Origin of the sequence: Pedobacter arcticus A12, from assembly GCF_000302595.1 — a bacterium.
Lineage (GTDB): Bacteria > Bacteroidota > Bacteroidia > Sphingobacteriales > Sphingobacteriaceae > Pseudopedobacter > Pseudopedobacter arcticus.
Window position 1 is genome coordinate 719,878 of sequence record NZ_JH947126.1, and the last position, 13,111, is coordinate 732,988.

The following is a 13,111-nucleotide window of genomic DNA, read 5'->3' on the forward strand; positions in this document are numbered from 1 at the left end:
AATGAAATATTTCAGGCATCACCAGCTTGTATTAAAATTTGTTTATAGTCATTTAAGCAGAAGTCAGTTTTTAATTTTATCGGGAGTTTTAGTTGGATTGTCTGCCGGATTAGCTGCCGTTTTCTTAAAGATTGTTGTCCACAATATCCACTTGCTGATAGATCATCAGCTTGAAGTTTTCGAATACCCTTTTCTTAACCTTTTTTTACCTGCTATTGGTATTTTACTCACTGTTTGGGTGGTCAAAACTTTTCTACACGGTAGAGATGGAAAGGGCGTTTCAAAAATCCTGACCGATATTTCTCAAAGATCCGGTGTAGCGGCCCGCTCAAAAATGTATTCGCAAATGATTGCCAGCGGACTTACTGTTGGTTTTGGTGGTTCGGCCGGGTTAGAAGGACCAATTGCGGTAACCGGCGCAGCTATCGGTTCAAACTTTGCCCGTACTTATCGGCTTAGCTACCGCGAAAGGATTCTTTTACTAGCTTGTGGCGCCGCAGCGGGTATAGCAGCAGTTTTTGATGCACCTATTACAGGGGTAATGTTTGCCATTGAAGTAATTTTAGTTGGCGTAGTTTTTTCTGATTTTATTCCCCTTATTGTAGCTGCCGTTTGCGGTGCGCTCATCTCCAAAATAATTTTAAACGATGAGATCCTCATCAACTTTAACAGTTTACAAGAATTCAATCACGCAAACGTCCCCTATTACCTGGTACTCGGTGTTTTTTGTGGTTTAGTTTCTGTGTATTACGCCAAGTGCACCAACAGGGTCGAACATTTTTTCTCCCACCAATTAAAATGGAATAACTATTCAAAAGCGCTATTAGGTGGTTTAATCATCGCCGTTTTATGTTTCGCCTTCCCTCCTCTTTTTGGCGAAGGCTACGGAAGCGTAAAATCATTAGCATCGGCACACCCCGAAGAGATATTGAAAGGGAGTTTTTTTAATATAGATGGCTATGGCGATTGGCCCATGATTATTTTTGTAGGCCTTATTTTTTTAACAAAAGTATTTGCAACTTCCATTACCTTAGCCAGTGGCGGCAGTGGCGGCAATTTTGCGCCATCTTTATTTAATGGTGCGTTCTTAGGGTTCTTTTTCGCCAGTATCCTCAATAAACTGAAGTTTGTTAATTTGCCTGTCAGCAACTTTACTTTAGTGGGCATGTGCGGTATTTTAAGTGGCGTAATGTACGCACCTCTAACAGGGATTTTCCTCATTGCCGAAGCCACAGGCGGTTATAACCTGATGATTCCTTTGATGCTCGTTTCTTGCACCTCATACGCCATTGCAAAGGTTTTTGAGCCTTATTCCATGGACTTAAAGCACTTAGCTGCCGAAAAGAAAATTTTTACCGAAGATTACGACCAAAATATTTTAGGTTTAATTAAGTCTCACGAGGTGGTAGATAAAGACTACGAAACAATTTACGACGACAGCAGTTTAACCGAACTTATTATGGTTTTAAGGCAGTCTACGCGTAATATCATTGTTTGTAAAGATAGAGAAGAGAAATACCAAGGATTTATAGTTTTTGATAAAGTACGCAAAGTGCTTCTAGATCCTGAACTGCAACAAACACTTACTGTAAAGGAATTGATTTTGACTACCAAGTACCGGGTAAACATGGATGAAGGTGTTGATGAGATTATTGCCAAATTCGACGCGGCCGATTTATGGAATTTGCCTGCTTTTGAGAATGGAATTTTCATCGGTTTCATCTCAAAAACGAAATTACTAACCGCTTACAGAGATAAATTAAAGTTAACGACCAGCTAATGCTTGATAAAAACACAATCGCAAACGACTTCAAAGCTATCCAACACGATATTGTAGAAAAACTCACTGCTTTAGATGGCGGAGCACTTTTCGAAACTGAAATTTGGGAACGCCCGGGTGGTGGCGGTGGTGAAAGTAAAGTTATCCAGAATGGTGCGCTGATTGAAAAAGGTGGTGTAAACTTCTCTGCAGTGTATGGGAAATTACCGGACGCGGTAAAAAAATCCTTTAAAACAGATCAAGAAGATTTCTTTGCAACCGGAGTTTCTATTGTTTTACATCCGCATAACCCTTGGGTGCCTATTATTCACATGAACATCCGTTATTTTGAAATGCAAGGCAACGGAAACGAAACGCTCCGTTGGTTTGGTGGCGGTATAGATGTTACACCGCACTACGTTATTGAGGATGATGCAAAAGGATTTCATCAGTTTATCAAAAACACTTGCGATCGCTCTGACCCAAATTTTTACCCAAAATTCAAAACCTGGGCAGATGACTATTTTTATATCAAACACAGAGAGGAAACTCGTGGTATCGGCGGTATATTTTATGATCGTTTAACACCAGAATCAACCGGCATCAGCTGGGAGCAAATTTTTGAATTTTCTAAAAACGTTGGCAACTCTTTTGTGCCCATTTACACCCAGCTTGTCAAAAACACTCGCGAAAAGCATTTTACTTTAGAAGAAAAGCAATGGCAGTTTCAGCGCAGAAGCCGTTATGCAGAATTTAATTTGGTTTACGATTCTGGTACAAAATTCGGTTTACAAACCGATGGACGCATCGAATCTATTCTAATGAGTATGCCACCAATGGCTTCTTGGGTCTATGATTATAAAGCGTTGCCAGACAGCGCCGAAGCTAAAACTATGGCATTGTTAAAAAAGGGAATCGACTGGACTGGGAGTTAAGTTTAATAGAGTGAATGAAGGATAGACTTCCCTCTCGTGAACTGTCTATCCATTTGCTGTTTTAATTTACGATTATAGATTTCCATTCGTATTTACGCCGGTACTTAGACTGAGGGAGCGCCCAGTTTTGAAATGAGTATACACCAAATCATACATCTTTTTATCGAAATCCTGTAAGAATGCGGGTGACTGTCTGCCCTATCTTTGTATAACAAACAAAGCGAAATGGACAAAACAGAAAATATAGAAACGATCTCCATCCCTGTATTAGGCATGACATGTGCTGCCTGTGCAAGCAGCGTAGAAAGTATGATCGGTTCACAAAGTGGTGTTGATAAAGCATCAGTGAACTACGCCACCCAATCCGTTAAAGTTTCTTACCATCCCGACCAAATACAGCCATCCGATTTTCAAAAAGTGCTTCAGGGTATTGGTTATGATTTGATATTGGATACAGAAAGCGGTAAAGAAAAACAGGAAGAAGTACAACGCAACAATTACCAGACACTCAAAAAACGCATCATCGCAGCAGCGATTTTAACTTTACCCGTAGTCATCATAGGTATGTTTTTCATGGATATGAAGTGGGGGAACTATTATATGTGGGCTTTAACCACGCCTGTTTTGTTTGTTTTTGGGAAAAGCTTTTTTATTGGTGCGTTTAAGCAAGCCCGTCACGGAAGAGCCAATATGGACACTTTAGTTGCTTTGAGTACGGGGATTGCCTATTTATTCAGTGTGTTTAATACTTTAAACCCTGAATTTTGGCATCGCCGTGGTTTGCATCCACATGTTTATTTTGAAGCTGCCGCCGTGGTAATCGTTTTTATTATGCTGGGCAAGCTATTGGAAGAGCGGGCAAAATCCAACACCTCTTCTGCCATCAAAAAACTGATCGGCCTGCAACCTAAAACAGTGCTTATAATTACTGAAGCTGGCGAAAAAGAAATACCGATTTCGGATGTTCATATCAATGATCAGCTATTGGTACGCTCCGGAGAAAAAATCCCCGTTGACGGGGAAGTTTATCAGGGAAGTTCTTACGTGGACGAAAGCATGATTTCCGGAGAACCTGTGGCGGTCGCGAAAAATAAAGGCGACAAAGTTTTTGCAGGCACCATCAATCAAAAAGGAAGCTTCCGTTTTACCGCCGAAAAAGTGGGTGGAGAAACAATGCTGGCGCAGATTATTAAAATGGTGCAGGATGCGCAAGGCTCAAAAGCGCCGGTACAAAAACTGGTAGATAAAATTGCTGGAATATTTGTACCTGTAGTAATGGCGATTGCTTTGCTTACGCTGTTGACTTGGGTGCTAGTTGGTAGTGAAAATGCTTTTACCCATGGCATGTTAGCAATGGTAACCGTGTTAGTAATTGCCTGCCCATGTGCCTTAGGACTTGCAACACCTACCGCAATTATGGTAGGTATTGGTAAAGGTGCAGAAAACGGGATCCTAATTAAAGATGCGGAAGCATTGGAATCGGGGCATAAAGTAAATGCAGTGGTGCTGGATAAAACAGGAACACTTACCAAAGGTACGCCCGAAGTAACAGAACTGATCTGGTTGGGAGATTCGCAAAATAACCAGCAAATGCTGAAAAAGATATTTTTCAGCTTGGAACAGCAATCCGAACATCCGCTTGCGGAAGCTATTGTTAAACATTTGAAAGCTGAAAGCAATGCTACGCTACAAGTAAGCGAGTTCGAAAGTTTGACTGGCAAAGGTGTGAAAGCCGCTTACGATGGTCAAACTTATTGGGCGGGCAGTCATAAAATTTTGAAAGACCTGCAAATTGTTGTACCCGAGGATCTACAAAACAAAGTAAATGCTTTACAGCAACAGGCTAAAACGGTTATCTACTTTACAAATCAAACCCAAGTGATCTCCATTGTTGCCATTGCTGATCAAATTAAGGAAGGTTCTGCAAAAGCTGTACAAGAACTATTACACCAAGGCATTGCGGTGTATATGCTTACCGGCGACAATCAGCAAACTGCAGCTGCGGTTGCTAAGCAAGTTGGAATTACCAATTTCAAAGCAGAAGTATTGCCATCTGACAAGGCAGATTTTGTTCAAGAGCTACAAAAGCAAGGTAAAGTAGTCGCCATGATTGGCGACGGAATTAATGACAGCCAGGCGTTGGCACAGGCTGATGTTTCCATTGCGATGGGAAAAGGTTCTGATATAGCGATTGACGTTGCAAAAATCACATTGGTATCTTCAGATTTGATGCAGGTGCCAAAAGCAATACGCTTATCGCGACTGACAGTGCGTACCATCAGGCAAAACTTATTTTGGGCATTCATTTATAACTTAATCGGTATCCCTATTGCAGCGGGAATTTTGTATCCGATAAATGGATTTTTATTGAACCCGATGATTGCCGGAGCGGCGATGGCGCTAAGTTCTGTATCTGTAGTGAGCAACAGTCTGAGATTAAAATTTTCTAAATTAATTTAACAATCAATAAAACAAAAAATCATGGAAACATTAAAATTTAAAACCAATATTAAATGTGGCGGATGTATAAATGCGGTAACTCCTCACTTAAACAACTTATCAGGCGTTGATAAATGGGAAGTTGACACGCAAAATCCAGATAAGGTATTAACTGTAGAGAGTGGAACCGGGCTAGAAAGTCAAAAAGTTATTGACACCCTTAAAGACGCGGGCTACACGGCAGAAACGCTATAGTTAAACCCAATTTTTCAGCAAACATCATGTCGGCATTCGGCTTGATGTTTGCTTTGTTTAAACGATTTTCCTGTAAATTAGATTATGCTTACGAACGATTCGTTTCCGCCATAACAAATTGATTAGGTTGTTTTTATCATTGCTTATTTCACGCTAATTATCTTAAAAATAAAATGTTATTAAATATAAAAAACATGGTTTGTGATCGTTGCATTCTTGTTGTTAAGCAACAATTAGAGCACATGGATTTACAAGTCGCGGAAATTTCTTTGGGTACGGCAGTTGTTTCTCCTGATCCTTCAGAAAGTAAGTTAAGTGAAATTGCTTCTTCGCTCAATATACTCGGATTTGAGTTGATGGAAAAGGATAAAGACAAACTGATTGAGCGTATGCGTAATGTAATTATAGAACTTATACACCATACAGATTTGCCAGAGTTACATGTCAACTTTAGCCAAGCACTTACCGAGCGTTTGCATAAAGATTACAGCTATTTAAGTCGTTTGTTTTCGGATAGTGAAGGCATTACCGTAGAAAAGTTTATCATCCAACAAAAAATTGAGAAAGTAAAAGAACTGCTTCAATACGGAGAACTCAACCTTAATGAAATTGCTTGGAAAATGGGCTACAGCAGTAATTCGCACCTTTCTAATCAGTTTAAAGCAGTTACCGGGCAATCCCCTAGGGAGTTTAAGGCAGTGGAGTCAAACGAGCGAAAACCTCTGGATAAGATATAAGTCTTTATTCTATAATCTGGGAAATATTAAGAAAAATGATAAAAAAGATAATTACAGGAATGATTTATATGTTCCAGATACCACAGTAACTTATGGCGGTAAATCAAAAAGAGCCATAGTCGCTAACCGTAGCATTCCGATGCCTACTTTAACCTTTACCTAGGGTGATACTGCCTTGATTTATGTCCACAACAATTTAAAAGAAGAGACGTCTTTAAATAAGAACAATTTATCTTGATTCTTGTGCCTTGACTCTTTCTTCTAATATAGAAAATTTTGGAGCTGAGAAGAATTGAAAGTTGAATGCTTTGCAAATTGTTTAATCATAGAAAATCAATTTTAATACTAAGATCAGGTTGTCTTGGCTCTTATGTCTTGGCTCTTGATTCTAAATAAGAACAAATTATCTTAATTCTTGTGCATTGACTCGTTCTTCTAATATAGAAAATTTTGGAGCTGAGAAGAATTGAAAGTTGAATGCTTTGCAAATTGTTTAATCATAGAAAATCAATTTTAATACTAAGATCAGGTTGTCTTGGCTCTTATGTCTTGGCTCTTGATTCTAAATAAGAACAAATTATCTTAATTCTTGTGCATTGACTCGTTCTTCTAATATAGAAAATTTTGGAGCTGAGAAGAATTGAAAGTTGAATGCTTTGCAAATTGTTTAATCATAGAAAATCAATTTTAATACTAAGATCAGGTTGTCTTGGCTCTTATGTCTTGGCTCTTGATTCTAAATAAGAACAAATTATCTTAATTCTTGTGCATTGACTCGTTCTTCTAATATAGAAAATTTTGGAGCTGAGAAGAATTGAAAGTTGAATGCTTTGCAAATTGTTTAATCATAGAAAATCAATTTTAATACTAAGATCAGGTTGTCTTGGCTCTTATATCTTGGCTCTTGATTCTAATTAAGAACAATTTATCTTGATTCTTGTGTCTTGACTCTTTATTCTAATTAGAAACCTTCCAAATTATTGTCCTATTACATAAAACTAACATACATAAACACAATTTTTTATAAATTAGCATCCGAATTTAAGATACAAGAAAACCAATTCAGAAAATGGCATTTGACATAGACATGATTGAAAAGGTATACGCAAATTTTGCAAGCCGTGTAGAAGCAGCTCGTAAAGTTGTTGGCAAACCTTTAACCCTTACAGAAAAAATATTATACGCTCACCTTTGGGACGGCGAAGCAACACAAACCTACGAAAGAGGAAACTCTTACGTTGATTTTGCGCCAGACCGCGTAGCTATGCAAGATGCAACTGCACAAATGGCTTTATTGCAGTTTATGCAAGCTGGTAGGTCTAAAGTTGCTGTGCCTTCAACAGCACATTGCGATCACTTAATTCAAGCTAAAGTTGGTGCAGAAACAGATTTAAACAAAGCAAATACAGAAAGTAAAGAAGTTTTTGATTTCTTAGGTTCTGTTTCAAATAAATACGGTATCGGTTTTTGGAAACCAGGTGCTGGTATTATTCACCAAGTAGTTTTAGAAAACTACGCATTCCCAGGCGGAATGATGATTGGTACAGATTCTCACACGGTTAACGCCGGTGGTTTAGGTATGTTAGCAATTGGTGTAGGTGGTGCAGATGCTTGTGATGTAATGGCAGGCTTACCTTGGGAGCTAAAATTCCCAAAACTAATTGGCATCAAATTAACTGGAAAACTTAGCGGCTGGACAGCTCCAAAAGATGTGATTTTAAAAGTTGCAGGTATTTTAACTGTAAAAGGTGGAACCGGAGCAATTGTTGAATATTTTGGTGAAGGTGCAACTTCCATGTCATGTACTGGAAAAGGAACCATTTGTAACATGGGTGCAGAAATTGGCGCAACCACTTCAACTTTCGGTTACGATGAGTCAATGGAGCGTTATTTACGTTCAACTGGACGTAATGATGTTGCTGATGCTGCAAACAGAGTTAAAGAACATTTAACCGCCGATGCAGAAGTTTATGCAAATCCGGAACAATATTTTGACGAAGTAATTGAAATTAATCTTTCAACATTAGAACCACATTTAAACGGTCCGTTTACACCAGATTTGGCAACACCAGTTTCTAAAATGAAAGACGCGGCTGCAGCTAACGATTGGCCTTTAACAGTTGAGTGGGGATTAATTGGTTCTTGTACAAACTCATCTTACGAAGATTTATCAAGAGCAGCTTCAATCGCCCGTCAGGCTATTGAAAAACAATTAGGCACTAAATCTTCTTTCGGGATTAACCCAGGCTCTGAGCAGGTACGCTACACAGCACACAGAGATGGTCTATTACAAACTTTCGAAGAATTAGACGCTACAATTTTCACCAACGCCTGCGGTCCATGTATTGGTATGTGGGACAGAGTTGGTGCTGAAAGGCAAGAAAGAAACACCATTGTTCACTCTTTCAATAGAAACTTTGCTAAAAGAGCAGATGGAAATCCAAACACTTGTGCATTTGTAGCTTCTCCAGAAATGGTTGCAGCAATCGCAATTTCAGGACGTTTAGATTTTAATCCACTAACAGATACTTTAACCAACGCAAAAGGCGAACAAGTAATGTTAGATGCACCTTACGGCGATGAATTACCTACAAAAGGTTTCGCGGTAGAAGATGCAGGCTACCAAGCTCCAGCAGCAGACGGCTCAGGCGTTGAGGTGATTGTATCTCCTACTTCACATCGTTTACAATTGCTAGAGCCTTTCAAAGAATGGGAAGGTACAGACCTTAAAGGTTTAAAACTGTTGATCAAAGCAAAAGGAAAATGTACTACTGACCATATTTCTATGGCAGGTCCTTGGTTAAAATTCCGTGGTCACTTAGATAACATTTCAAACAACATGTTAATTGGTGCTATCAATTTCTATAACGAGAAAACAGACAACGTTAAAAACCAATTAACCGGCGAATACGGACCAGTTCCAGCTACACAACGAGAATACAAAGCAGCAGGGATTGGAAGTATTGTAGTGGGCGATGAAAATTACGGCGAAGGTTCTTCCAGAGAACACGCTGCAATGGAGCCACGTTTCTTAGGTGTTAGAGCGGTATTGGTAAAATCATTTGCTCGTATCCACGAAACAAACCTAAAGAAACAAGGAATGTTAGGTTTAACTTTTGTTGACACTGCAGATTACGATAAAATCCAAGAAGATGACAACATCGACATCAATGGCTTAACCACATTTACTCCGGGCAAACCTTTGGAAATTGTATTGAACCATGCTGATGGAAGTGTTGATAAATTTAATGTAAACCACACTTACAACGCTCAGCAAATTGAGTGGTTTAAAGCAGGTGCCGCACTTAATATCATCCGTAAAAACATCATAGCTTAATAATAAATATATTATTACAATCACTCAAATAAGCAGTCCTTTAACCCAAAAAGACTGCTTATTTTGATTTTGAACAATTTCAATTCATGAAAAATAATTACACGCTCGGCGTATTATTTACAAGTTTCTTAGCTTTCACGTCATTACAAGTTGCAGCTCAAGATCAACCACAACAAGCGGTAGCAAACACTCCCGCAAAAAGTATCTTCAAATTAAACAATACCAGAAACTACAGTAACAAAGGCAAAATATATGTGCATTGGGGCTACAACTTTTCTTGGTATGGCAACAGCGATATTCGATTCTACGGGCCCAACTACGATTTTACGTTAAAAGATGTTGTTGCAAAACACCGACCTACAAAACTTGATTTAACTTATATCAACCCTTTAGAAATCACCATTCCACAGTTCAATTTTCACTTTGGTTATTATTTTAAAGATAATTATACCGTGTCCATCGGTTGGGACCACATGAAATACGTTGCACAAATCCCCCAAACTGTAAAAGTTGATGGCTATATTGGTGCGTCCATTTCCGATCCGGCAAATCCTATTATTGTACCGGCAAAATATGTGGGCGTTTATAACAACGATGATTTAGCAGTAGATACCGACATGCTTACTTATGAACACACAGATGGTTTCAATTATGTAAGTGCCGAAATTGAACGCTACGACGATGTTTGGGTGGCAAAAAACCACAAACAATCATTTAATATAGAAACAGGCCTTGGCGCAGGTTTTCATATTCCACGTACAGATGCACATTTGTTTGGAGTTGGCGCAAACCACTTTTGGAATTTTGCAGGCTATGGCGTATCTGCAAAAGTAGGTGGTAAATTTTTCTTTAACCGTCACCTGTTTTTTCAAGGTAGTTTAAAGGCTGGCTGGGCTAACCTTACCAAAATTCACACAACAGGCAGAAACAGCTTTGATAACGCTAAACAAAAAATCAGCTCTTTAGAAAACTATTACGTTTTAGGGTATCGATTTTAAACCCAAAATATTTCCATGCTTAAGCCTGAGTTTTTTATTAGAAAGAACTCAGGCTTTTCTGTTTTATAAAGCCTGTCCCGGCTATTCACTGCAAATCCTCGCTTCGTTTCACTCGCTGTGGGTTTTCCGTTGCTATCCGGCTTAGGGACACTGGGCTTGTGCTTATCATTTAATTTCAACAGCGAATTAAAATTTGAGTTTAAATAAATGTCCTTATAAACCAAAAAGCGATTCAGTTGCTATTATGCAACAAATGATTATTATAAATAAAATGCTAAACTTTGCGCTAAGTCGCCAAATCACTGATTAAAACTGGTAAGAGGTCGCTTTTTAGCGGTCTCATAAATCTTTACAGGCAAACAGAGGACTGTGCCAGGAATTAAAAAAATGATGTAAATTACCGTGTCAGCTGACTTTACAGATAAATTAAAATAATAAAAAAGATAACAACCCAGATTAAAGTAGAATTCTTAAATTGAGTTGGATTAAAACATTCTGAACAATCCATAACGATTTAATAAGGAACATGAAAAAACACTATATTCTCATCATCTTCTTTTTTGTAGGGCTTTTAAGTTCCGCAATAAACCCTCATGTTTATCTCACTTGGCTGATGGAAGTATTTCCGGCCATAATTGGTCTAGTGATCCTAATTTTTACATTTAAAAGCTTCCAATTTTCTTACTTAACCTATGTTTTCATATTAATACACTGCTATATTCTATTTATAGGCGGGCATTACACGTACGCTAAAGTCCCTTTATTCGACTGGATTAAAGAAGCACTTGATCAAAACAGAAACAACTACGACAAAGTAGGGCATTTTATACAAGGGTTTGTGCCAGCTATGATTGCTCGAGAATTATTTATTAGGAAACACATCGTTAAGGAAAGATCTTGGTTAGCTTTTTTCACAATTTGTACCTGCGTTACAATAAGTGTTTTGTATGAATTTTTAGAATGGCTTATTGCTATTGTATCTGGCGAGTCGGCAGAGTCATTCCTCGGCACTCAAGGTTATGTTTGGGATACGCAATCTGACATGCTTTACGCAATGATTGGCGCAATATGCATGGTATTGTTTTTAGCGAAACTGCAAGATAAGCAACTCATGAAAATAAAAGCAAAACCAATTTCCTAGCTGTATTTGATTATATTCATTGAATCTTCCAATAAATTCAAAAACGATGAGAGCGTATTTAATATTAATAATAGCTAGTTTTTTGATGGCTTCCGCCTGCAAAACAGTTCAAACAGAACAGACTGATAATTCTGATCTGGTGATTAAAACAGGATTCATTTGCGGTTGGGGTTCCGGGCAAGATTCTATGGAAGTAACGCAAAAAGCTGTAAAGTATATTTATTACGTCCCAAGGAAATCTTCACAAGCTCAAATCACTAAAACAAGAGCAATTTCAGATGCTGAATGGACCGAAATATCAAGCGCCGTAAATATGGCTGACTTTGTAAAGCTCGATTATAAAACATGCAACGTTTGTGTTGACGGTTGTGATGAATGGATATCAATAGAAAAAGGAAAACTATCGCATCAAATCACATTCAACAAAGGGGAAAAGATTAATTCTATAGGTAAACTACAAATTCAATTAGCCAAATTGAGAGCAGAATTTAATCCAAATTAAATTTAAGATTTCTTTGAACATGCTCCAGCTGTTCGACATGTTAGCGTAGCGTATGTCGAACTTATATATAAAATGGATGCAATACACTGTTAAAAAAAGAGGACTTTGTCCGGCATTAAAAAACAATATAAATCCCCTCATAAACCGAACTTAACAGATAAATTACACCTCAATTCAAATTAATAATGCCTACCCAATGGAAAAAGAAAACACCATAAAAATATTTGAAGAAAAAAAAGTTCGCTCATTATGGGATAACGAGAAAGAGAAATGGCACATATCAATTGTGGATGTAGTAGGTATTTTAACGGATAGCCCCAATCCGAATAATTATTGGAAAGTTTTATAAAACCGATTAAAGAGAGATGGAAGTCAGTTGGTTACAAACTGTAACCAACTGAAAATGCAATCTACCGATGGGAAGTTTTATAAAACTGACTTGCAGGCACTGAATAACTTTTCCGCCTCATTCAGTCAATTCCATCACCCAAAGCAGAGCCTTTTAAACTTTGGTTGTCACAAGTGGCTTCCGAAAGATTGGACGAAATGCAAGATCCAGAACTAGGCATTGACAGGGCTTTGGAACAATACTTACAACTGGGCTATTCGGAAAGCTGGATTAACCAAAGACTTAAAAGTATTGAAATACGAAAAGAATTGACCGACGAATGGAAAAAGAGAGGTTTAAAAGAAGGCGTTCAGTTTGCAACGCTTACAGACATTATAACCAAATCTTGGAGCGATAAAAGCACAAAAGAATACAAAGTATTGAAAGGTTTGAAGAAAGAAAATCTAAGAAGCTGTCTAAAATTATATTGCAATTTCTTTTATAGGTTTCGTTTTGAGGAAAAGAGCGCCCACCACAGTTCATGTTGAACGGAGTGAAACATCTCACTCGAAAGACTTATACGCATCGCATGGCAACCTGAATGTGAGATGTCTCGTTGCCTCGACACGAAAATTCTTAATATATATTATTGAGTCGTTTTTAGACAGCTTCTAAGAGAC

General features: G+C 38.1%; 11 protein-coding genes. All 11 read left to right on the forward strand.

What is annotated here, in order from left to right; all coding sequences use genetic code 11:
• Position 1 precedes the first annotated feature (1 nt).
• The 11 genes from B176_RS0110165 (at position 2) to B176_RS21275 (ending at position 12,979) form a co-directional block, all read left to right on the forward strand.
• Positions 2-1,780, forward strand: a complete 1,779-nt coding sequence (locus tag B176_RS0110165; RefSeq protein ID WP_017258702.1) for a chloride channel protein — start codon at positions 2-4, stop codon at positions 1,778-1,780.
• On the forward strand, positions 1,780-2,694 hold the full coding sequence (hemF, locus tag B176_RS0110170; protein WP_017258703.1) for an oxygen-dependent coproporphyrinogen oxidase: 915 nt from the start codon (positions 1,780-1,782) through the stop codon (positions 2,692-2,694). The genes B176_RS0110165 and hemF overlap by 1 nt, the downstream gene beginning before the upstream one ends.
• A 225-nt stretch (positions 2,695-2,919) precedes the next feature.
• On the forward strand, positions 2,920-5,154 hold the full coding sequence (locus tag B176_RS0110175; RefSeq protein WP_017258704.1) for a heavy metal translocating P-type ATPase: 2,235 nt from the start codon (positions 2,920-2,922) through the stop codon (positions 5,152-5,154).
• 21 nt (positions 5,155-5,175) lie between these two features.
• Positions 5,176-5,388 carry a heavy-metal-associated domain-containing protein gene (locus B176_RS0110180; RefSeq protein ID WP_017258705.1) on the forward strand — a complete coding sequence of 71 codons (213 nt, stop codon included), beginning with the start codon at positions 5,176-5,178 and terminating at the stop codon, positions 5,386-5,388.
• Between the two features lie 173 nt (positions 5,389-5,561).
• Positions 5,562-6,125 (forward strand): helix-turn-helix domain-containing protein, encoded by a 564-nt coding sequence (locus B176_RS0110185; protein ID WP_017258706.1) that lies wholly within the window; start codon positions 5,562-5,564, stop codon positions 6,123-6,125.
• A gap of 1,069 nt (positions 6,126-7,194) precedes the next feature.
• Complete coding sequence (locus tag B176_RS0110190) at positions 7,195-9,462, forward strand: aconitate hydratase (protein ID WP_017258707.1); 2,268 nt, start codon at positions 7,195-7,197, stop codon at positions 9,460-9,462.
• Positions 9,463-9,548: 86 nt separating this feature from the next.
• On the forward strand, positions 9,549-10,460 hold the full coding sequence (locus B176_RS0110195) for a hypothetical protein (RefSeq protein ID WP_017258708.1): 912 nt from the start codon (positions 9,549-9,551) through the stop codon (positions 10,458-10,460).
• 526 nt (positions 10,461-10,986) lie between these two features.
• A complete protein-coding gene (locus tag B176_RS0110205) occupies positions 10,987-11,601 on the forward strand; it encodes a DUF2238 domain-containing protein (protein ID WP_017258710.1) in 615 nt (204 codons plus the stop codon).
• 46 nt (positions 11,602-11,647) lie between these two features.
• Positions 11,648-12,103, forward strand: a complete 456-nt coding sequence (locus B176_RS0110210; protein ID WP_154647945.1) for a hypothetical protein — start codon at positions 11,648-11,650, stop codon at positions 12,101-12,103.
• Between the two features lie 196 nt (positions 12,104-12,299).
• Positions 12,300-12,452 carry a hypothetical protein gene (locus tag B176_RS21270; protein ID WP_017258712.1) on the forward strand — a complete coding sequence of 51 codons (153 nt, stop codon included), beginning with the start codon at positions 12,300-12,302 and terminating at the stop codon, positions 12,450-12,452.
• Between the two features lie 173 nt (positions 12,453-12,625).
• Complete coding sequence (locus B176_RS21275) at positions 12,626-12,979, forward strand: hypothetical protein (protein ID WP_202803342.1); 354 nt, start codon at positions 12,626-12,628, stop codon at positions 12,977-12,979.
• Positions 12,980-13,111: the final 132 nt, after the last annotated feature.

What these genes read in the sequence shown, in the direction of transcription:
- B176_RS0110165 (WP_017258702.1), top strand. Translation starts at nt 2, where the DNA reads ATGAAATATTTCAGGCATCACCAGCTTGTATTAAAATTTGTTTATAGT.
- hemF (WP_017258703.1), top strand. Translation starts at nt 1,780, where the DNA reads ATGCTTGATAAAAACACAATCGCAAACGACTTCAAAGCTATCCAACAC.
- B176_RS0110175 (WP_017258704.1), top strand. Translation starts at nt 2,920, where the DNA reads ATGGACAAAACAGAAAATATAGAAACGATCTCCATCCCTGTATTAGGC.
- B176_RS0110180 (WP_017258705.1), top strand. Translation starts at nt 5,176, where the DNA reads ATGGAAACATTAAAATTTAAAACCAATATTAAATGTGGCGGATGTATA.
- B176_RS0110185 (WP_017258706.1), top strand. Translation starts at nt 5,562, where the DNA reads ATGTTATTAAATATAAAAAACATGGTTTGTGATCGTTGCATTCTTGTT.
- B176_RS0110190 (WP_017258707.1), top strand. Translation starts at nt 7,195, where the DNA reads ATGGCATTTGACATAGACATGATTGAAAAGGTATACGCAAATTTTGCA.
- B176_RS0110195 (WP_017258708.1), top strand. Translation starts at nt 9,549, where the DNA reads ATGAAAAATAATTACACGCTCGGCGTATTATTTACAAGTTTCTTAGCT.
- B176_RS0110205 (WP_017258710.1), top strand. Translation starts at nt 10,987, where the DNA reads ATGAAAAAACACTATATTCTCATCATCTTCTTTTTTGTAGGGCTTTTA.
- B176_RS0110210 (WP_154647945.1), top strand. Translation starts at nt 11,648, where the DNA reads ATGAGAGCGTATTTAATATTAATAATAGCTAGTTTTTTGATGGCTTCC.
- B176_RS21270 (WP_017258712.1), top strand. Translation starts at nt 12,300, where the DNA reads ATGGAAAAAGAAAACACCATAAAAATATTTGAAGAAAAAAAAGTTCGC.